The sequence below is a fragment of the Microcella sp. genome (assembly GCF_033763155.1).
Lineage (GTDB): Bacteria > Actinomycetota > Actinomycetes > Actinomycetales > Microbacteriaceae > Microcella.
In genome coordinates, this window is sequence record NZ_JANRKZ010000025.1 from 1 (window position 1) to 6156 (window position 6156).

General features: G+C 65.6%; 10 protein-coding genes and 1 other RNA gene. 7 read left to right on the plus strand and 4 right to left on the minus strand.

Annotated features, from left to right (window positions below; translation table 11 throughout):
- Positions 1–336: SIMPL domain-containing protein (locus SFU54_RS00780; RefSeq protein ID WP_319014415.1), on the minus strand; the 336-nt coding region annotated here is incomplete at its 3' end.
- A gap of 164 nt (positions 337–500) precedes the next feature.
- On the opposite strand from SFU54_RS00780, the gene ssrA reads away from it, so the two are divergent.
- The 7 genes from ssrA to SFU54_RS00815 all read left to right on the plus strand — a co-directional run bounded on the left by ssrA (position 501) and on the right by SFU54_RS00815 (position 4679).
- Positions 501–872: a transfer-messenger RNA gene (gene ssrA / locus SFU54_RS00785) on the plus strand.
- Between the two features lie 103 nt (positions 873–975).
- On the plus strand, positions 976–1599 hold the full coding sequence (locus SFU54_RS00790) for a hypothetical protein (protein ID WP_319014416.1): 624 nt from the start codon (positions 976–978) through the stop codon (positions 1597–1599).
- A gap of 51 nt (positions 1600–1650) precedes the next feature.
- Positions 1651–2025, plus strand: coding sequence for a YccF domain-containing protein (locus SFU54_RS00795; protein WP_319014417.1), 375 nt, complete (start codon positions 1651–1653; stop codon positions 2023–2025).
- Entirely contained in the window at positions 2022–2918 is an 897-nt protein-coding gene (locus tag SFU54_RS00800) for an EamA family transporter (protein WP_319014418.1), read from the plus strand. The genes SFU54_RS00795 and SFU54_RS00800 overlap by 4 nt, the downstream gene beginning before the upstream one ends.
- A gap of 68 nt (positions 2919–2986) precedes the next feature.
- Positions 2987–3430 (plus strand): hypothetical protein, encoded by a 444-nt coding sequence (locus SFU54_RS00805; protein WP_319014419.1) that lies wholly within the window; start codon positions 2987–2989, stop codon positions 3428–3430.
- Entirely contained in the window at positions 3424–3675 is a 252-nt protein-coding gene (locus SFU54_RS00810; RefSeq protein ID WP_319014420.1) for a helix-turn-helix transcriptional regulator, read from the plus strand. Before SFU54_RS00805 ends, SFU54_RS00810 begins: the two co-directional genes overlap by 7 nt.
- Before the next feature lie 20 nt (positions 3676–3695).
- Positions 3696–4679: an NAD(P)-dependent alcohol dehydrogenase gene (locus SFU54_RS00815; protein WP_319014421.1), complete on the plus strand. Its 984-nt coding sequence runs from the start codon at positions 3696–3698 to the stop codon at positions 4677–4679.
- Here the strand turns inward: SFU54_RS00815 and SFU54_RS00820 are convergent.
- The 3 genes from SFU54_RS00820 to SFU54_RS00830 form a co-directional block, all read right to left on the minus strand.
- Positions 4676–5188, minus strand: a complete 513-nt coding sequence (locus SFU54_RS00820; protein WP_319014422.1) for a septum formation family protein — start codon at positions 5186–5188, stop codon at positions 4676–4678. The genes SFU54_RS00815 and SFU54_RS00820 overlap by 4 nt on opposite strands.
- An 11-nt stretch (positions 5189–5199) precedes the next feature.
- Positions 5200–5718 carry a septum formation family protein gene (locus tag SFU54_RS00825; RefSeq protein WP_319014423.1) on the minus strand — a complete coding sequence of 173 codons (519 nt, stop codon included), beginning with the start codon at positions 5716–5718 and terminating at the stop codon, positions 5200–5202.
- 79 nt (positions 5719–5797) lie between these two features.
- Positions 5798–6156 (minus strand): inositol monophosphatase family protein (locus tag SFU54_RS00830; RefSeq protein ID WP_319014424.1); only part of this gene is annotated, 359 nt, incomplete at its 5' end.

The following is a 6156-nucleotide window of genomic DNA, read 5'->3' on the forward strand; positions in this document are numbered from 1 at the left end:
GGCGGCGCCGTCTCCGGGCACGACCGCACGACCCTGAGCGCTCGCCCGGTGCACGAGCGGCGCCTGGCTGCCATCGTTCGTCCACGGCCGCTGGGCGCTCACCGCGAGCTGGTCGACCGACCACTCGAGCGCGGCCGTGGCGGTGGTGGAGGCGGCGGTGGTCGCGGCGGCGTGCGACTCGAGCGCTGCGGTGGTGCGGGCCAGGGCGGTGCGAGCAGCCTCGAGCACCGCATCCCGCTCGGCCCCGTCGGCGCTGACGGTGAACCGCACGGTGGCGCGCTCGGGGGCCAGCTCGGCGCGGGCGCTGCCGCGCACGGTGAGAGTGAGGGCGGTCATGGATGCTCCTTCGAGGGAAGGTCGGTCGTGACGTATACTGTAGGGCTGCGTCTGAAACGGCGCATGAACGCCCGGTTCGCCCGGGCTCGGCAACTCCACAGTGCGTGACAACGACCCGCCCCTGCTGCGCGCCCGATCCGTCGGGCCGCGATGGCGGCGACCGAGGGGATGATCGGTTTCGACATCGCCTGCGAAACGGTGAGAAGCGGGTCGAGGATGCAGGGTTATCTCGTAAACGATCTCTGCAAACAACAGGTGCCAATGCTAAGCGCACCGACTTCGCTCTCGCCGCCTAAGGCAGAGTAGATAAGTCCGTCAGCCCGGGTTCGTCTCCGCCCCGGTGTCTGGCGTCATGAAGGAGACTTGCTGCGTGCCTGCGTCTCAGGTGCACGTGGGACTTTCACTGAGGCTGGGCTCGTCGACCTAGGGGTCTGCAACACAGGTCGGAGCCGAGCAGAACGATTCAGCAGACTACACCCGTAGAAGGCTCTGGCTCACAGCGATGGACGGGGGTTCAATTCCCCCCATCTCCACCACTGGTTGCTGTCACGCACTGTTGAGACCCACGACTGCACGTGCCCCTGGCGCCTCAGCTCGAACGGCCGATATTGTCGTGTGCACGTGGTGAAAGGATGTCTCATGCCTGGTCGGGTTCTCATCGGCGCTGTTGCCATCGTGTTCGTGTTGGCAGGATGCACACCGGCGGCCGAGCCGTCCACTCCCGAAGCTTCACCCTCGGTGACAGAGTCGCCGACGCCAACGGTGGAGCCGACTGTCGAGCCGGTCGTTGAGGCATTGACGATTCCGGAGTGCGAGACCTTGGTGCCCCTGGCGCTCGCGAAGGCTCAGTTCTCCGAGTCGACCGAGTCTCGCGGTGAAATGACCGCTACCGAGTATCCCGTCCGATTCGACGTCCCCGGCGTGACAGGAGCCCTCGTCGGCGCCGAGACTTTCCGCGCGTGTGCGTGGGCCGTGCCGAACTCCGATGGGTTCTTTGCTCTCGCTGTCGCGTCAATCACGGCCGACACGCGCACGTCGCTCCAGGCGGAGCTCTCGGCGGCGGGATTTGCGTCAACCACGATGGGCACCGTCACCGCGTTCGAATTGGAAGGAGAGGGGGCCGTCTCGAGCATTGGAGCGACCTACCTCTTCACCGGAGACGTGTTGATCGCGTGCAATGGCACCAGCATTTCGCTGACCGGCGCGATTACCGGCTCGGCGCTCGACGCCATGCGCACCGCAAACCCCACGCTCGGACTCTAACGCGCGGCCCCTCGAGTCGCGACTCGCCCGGCGAGCCGCCAGACTAGAGGCATGCGCACTCTGCTCAACATCATTTGGCTGATCCTCTCGGGCTTCTGGCTCTTTCTCGGCTACGCCCTCGCGGCTCTCGTCATGTTCGTTCTCATCGTGACGATCCCGTGGGGCATCGCGGCATGGCGCATCGGCGTCTACTCGCTGTGGCCGTTCGGCAAGACGGTGGTCGAGAAGCCGTCGGCGGGCGCATGGTCGGTGCTCGGCAACATCGTGTGGGTGATTCTTGCCGGTTGGTGGTTGGCCATCGCCCACATCACGTCGGCCATCGCCCTCGCGATCACGATCATCGGCATCCCCTTCGCGTGGGCGAACCTCAAGATGGTCCCGGTTGCTCTGTTGCCGCTGGGCAAGGAGATCGTCGATAAGCCGTGAGCCTGCGGCACTCGCTGCTCGCGCTGCTCGTCGTCGTCATTTGGGGCGCCAACTTCGTCGTCATTGATGCGGGGCAGGCGGATGTTCCTCCTCTCGTCTTCCTCGCCCTGCGCTTTCTCGTGGTCTGTGTTCCGGCTGTCTTCTTTCTGAAGCCGCCCGCCATCGGATGGCGTCAACTGCTCTTGGTCGGCGGATTCCTCAGCCTCGGACAGTTCGCTCTGCTCTACCTGGCGCTCGCGCTGGGCATGCCCCCGGGCCTCGCGTCTCTGCTACTGCAGACCCAGGTGATGTTCTCGCTCATCGTGGCAGCGCTGGTGCTGCGCGAACGCCCGACGGTGCGGCAGCTCATCGGGGTGCTCGTGGGGATGGTTGGCCTCGCCCTGGTGATCATCGGCCACGCGCAGGCGGCACCGTGGTTGCCGCTCATCATCACGCTCGGCGCCGCGCTGTCGTGGTCGATCGGCAACGTTCTGGCCCGCCGGGCGCAAGCCAGCTCGGGGCTCTCTCTCGTCGTGTGGTCGGGCCTCGTGGTTCCTTTGCCGGCCCTCGCGCTGTCACTCATTGTTGATTCACCCCCGGTCGTCTGGGAGGCGCTGACGGGGCTCTCGTGGGTCGCGATCGCGAGCACGGTCTATACGGCGGTGTTCGCGAGCCTTGTCGGCTACGGCATCTGGAACTCACTGCTCGCGCGCTACCCGACGAGCGCGGTCGTGCCGTTCACGTTGCTGGTTCCCGTGGTGGGAATTCTGGCCGCGTGGCTCGTTCAAGGCGAAGTGCCGTCTATGACCGAGTTGATCGGCGGCGCGATCATGTTGACGGGACTGGCCGCGGCAGTGCTGCAGCCACGTCGACCGGCGGCCCTCGCTCACAAGAGCAAAGTCAAACAAACTTGACATGATGTAATCAATGCTTTACCTTCGGTTATGTCAAGGATTCTTGACATGACCGAAGGGAGGCCCTCGTGGCCATTGACGACATGAACTACGAAGAACGCGTCGCGTGGGTGGGGCTCGTCGTCTCGATCGCGTCGTTCGCCGTGTATGTGACCGTTCTGCTCACGCGGGCGGCCGAGACCCCGATGCCCGAGACGCCCTATGTTGACGCGATGCTGTGGACCATCGGTGCATCGATCGTCGTGATGATTATCGTCTCGATCATCGTCGGCATCGTGACCCACAAAGATGGCCACGAGACCGACATTCGCGACAAGCAGATCAAGGCGCGTGCCGAATTCACGTCGCGCGGCTTTCTCGTCGCTGGTGCTTTCGCGGCACTCGTCTTTGCGCTTCTCGAACTCGATCCGTTCTGGATCGCGAACGTGCTCTACCTCGGATTCTTCCTGTCGGCGCTTCTCGAAACCGTCACGAAGATCGCCCTCTACCGTCGGGGAGTGCCCGCATGGTGAAGCCCACTAGCGTGACCAACAACATCCGTTCGCTGCGATTCGCCGCCGGAGAGCTCACGCAAGCCGAACTCGCGGAGCGCGTCGGCGTAACACGCCAAACCATCATCGCGATCGAGCAAGGCAAGTACTCACCCTCGCTCGAGATCGCGTTTCAGATTGCGTATGCGCTCGGTGTGCGGCTCGACGAGGTTTTCACGTACCCGGGCGCTTCGGCAGCACCAGCACCCACGGGAGAGTCCGAATGACAAACACCGCCCCCACCGCAATGACTGCCATCGTGCAACACGGTTACGGCGGCGTCGAGGTCGTGAGCATCGGAACCGCGGCGGTTCCCGTGGCCGGCCCGGCCGAGGTTCGCGTGCGCGTCGCGGCCGTGAGCCCCGACTCGGGCACCGTGCACCTCATGACGGGTGACCCCCTGGTCGTGCGCGCCGTGATCGGCCTGCGCACGCCTCGCCAGCCGATCATCGGCCTCGCCTTTGCGGGCGTCGTCGAGTCAGTCGGAGCGCAGGTCGAAGGCTTCGTGGTCGGTGACCGTGTGGCCGGCACCGCGCCGGCCGCCTTCGCCGAGTACGTCGTGGCGAAGCCGGCCAAACTCGCGCGCATCCCCGACACCGTTTCGATGACGGATGCCGCGAGCCTGCCGGTCTCGGCCGGCACCGCTCTGCAGGCCGTGCGTGACAGTGCTCGCGTGCAGCCGGGCCAGAGCGTGCTGATCATCGGCGCGGGTGGTGGGGTCGGATCGTTTATGACCCAGCTTGCCGCTGCCGCGGGCGCGCGCGTGACCGGAGTCGCCAGTGCCGCGAAGTCCGAGTTCGTTCGCTCGCTGGGCGCCGAGCGGGTCATTGACTATCGCGTCACGCCCAACCCGGCTGACTGGGGCCTGTTCGACGTCATCATCGACGCGGCCGATGGCCGTGCGCTGCACGTGCTGCGCCAGGCGCTCGCGGAGCGGGGCACTCTGGTCATCGTGGGAGCCGATCAGTCGGGCGGCCCTCTGCTGCGGGGAGCCGACCGTCAACTGCGTGCCATGATGCTCGACCCGTGGGCCAGGCACCGCTTGACCGCCGTGGTGCAGCGCGAGAACTGCGCCGATCTCGCGACGTTGCTTGACATGCTCGCGCAGGGCACGCTTCGTGCGGCGATCGACGACGTGGCGCCCCTCGACGGGGCACTCGCCCTCATCGATCGGCTCGCTCACCAGCAGGTGAGCGGCAAGGCCGTCATTCGCGTGAGCGACGAGCGCTAGTCGGTCACGCCCTTCAGCGAGCCGGTGACTTGCCCCGCGGGGTCGTAGATGACGCAGAGCACTTCGCGATCACCGTTCGCCCAACTGGCCTCGGTGGGGTAGTAGTAGCTGAAGTCAAAGCGCGAGTCGAGGTAAGGCTCGCCGACGAACTCTTCGAAAGCGGGAAGACACAGCGATTCGGCTTCGGCGATGATGACGTCGTCGCCGCGGTAGGTCGATTCGCCGAGCAGATGGGCCGAATAGATCTCGCTGTCATGGGGTTCGTCACACGGCACGGTCGGAACCGTCTGCACTTCGCCCGTTGCACTCGCATCGTTGAGGCAGTCGCCGACGACGAGCTCAAAGGCATCGGTTTGCTCATTGGTGTCGACGATGACGCCGTTGTCGTCGCGCACCGGTTGCGTGTTCGACGCCACGGGACCGAAGAGTGAGCATCCAGAAACAGCCACGGCGACGGCTGCCGCCGCGAAAACCGCGGTCGGTAGCCGTCGCCGTAGCGTCATGGTCATGGGCGAAACGCTTAGCGCCCGATGTTCTGCAGCGAGCCCGTGGTCTGGCCGGCCTCGTCGTAGATCGTGCAGAGAATCTCGCGGTCGCCGCCAGCCCAGCTGCCCTCGGTCGGGAAGTAGTAGCTGTAGTAGTACAGCGAGTCGGCGTAGTCGATGCCCACGAAGCCCGCGAAGGCGTCGAGGCACGCCTGGTCAGCCTGGGCGATCGTGGCGTCTTCACCCGGGAAGACGTCGCCCTCCATGATGATCGAGGCGTAGATCTCGCTGTCGTGCGGCTCGTCACACGGCACGGTGGGAATGGTCTCGACCGTCTCAGCGGCCGTCGCGTCGTTGAGGCAGTCGCCCACCTGGAGGGTAAAGACGTCGGTGTTGTCGTTGCCTTCGACGACCTCGCCGCTGTCGTCACGAGTGGCGGTGCCGCCGCCCGTGAACTGAGAAAGGATGCTGCAGCCGCTCAGCGCGACGCCCGCAGAGGCGATGGCGACGATGGCAAGAGCGCGAGTGAGGCGCGTAGTCGTGTCGATAGTCATGAGTGCTCGATTCAACTCTGGGTGGCGGGGTGGACGTGGCGCCGAGGGTGCTGCGATCGGCGCACGCTACAGAGCCTACTCAGCCCTGAAGTCGTCGCAACACTTCATCATGCAAGAGTCCGTTCGTGGCGAGCGCGCTGCCGTGCCACGGACCCGACTCGCCGTTGACCGACGTGAAGCGTCCGCCCGCTTCTTCCACGATCGGTTGCAGGGCAGCCATGTCGTAGGGCTGCAAGTCGAACTCAGCCGCGATGTCGATGGCGCCCTCGGCAACGAGCATGTACGACCACATGTCTCCGATCGCGCGAGCCCGCCAGACTGCGCGCGTGAGGTGCACAATGGGCTCGAGCCGGCCAACGCCGTCCCACCCGGGCAAACTGTTGTAGCTCAACGAGGCGTCGGCGAGCTCGCGCACTCCGCTGACCTGCAGCCGCCGAG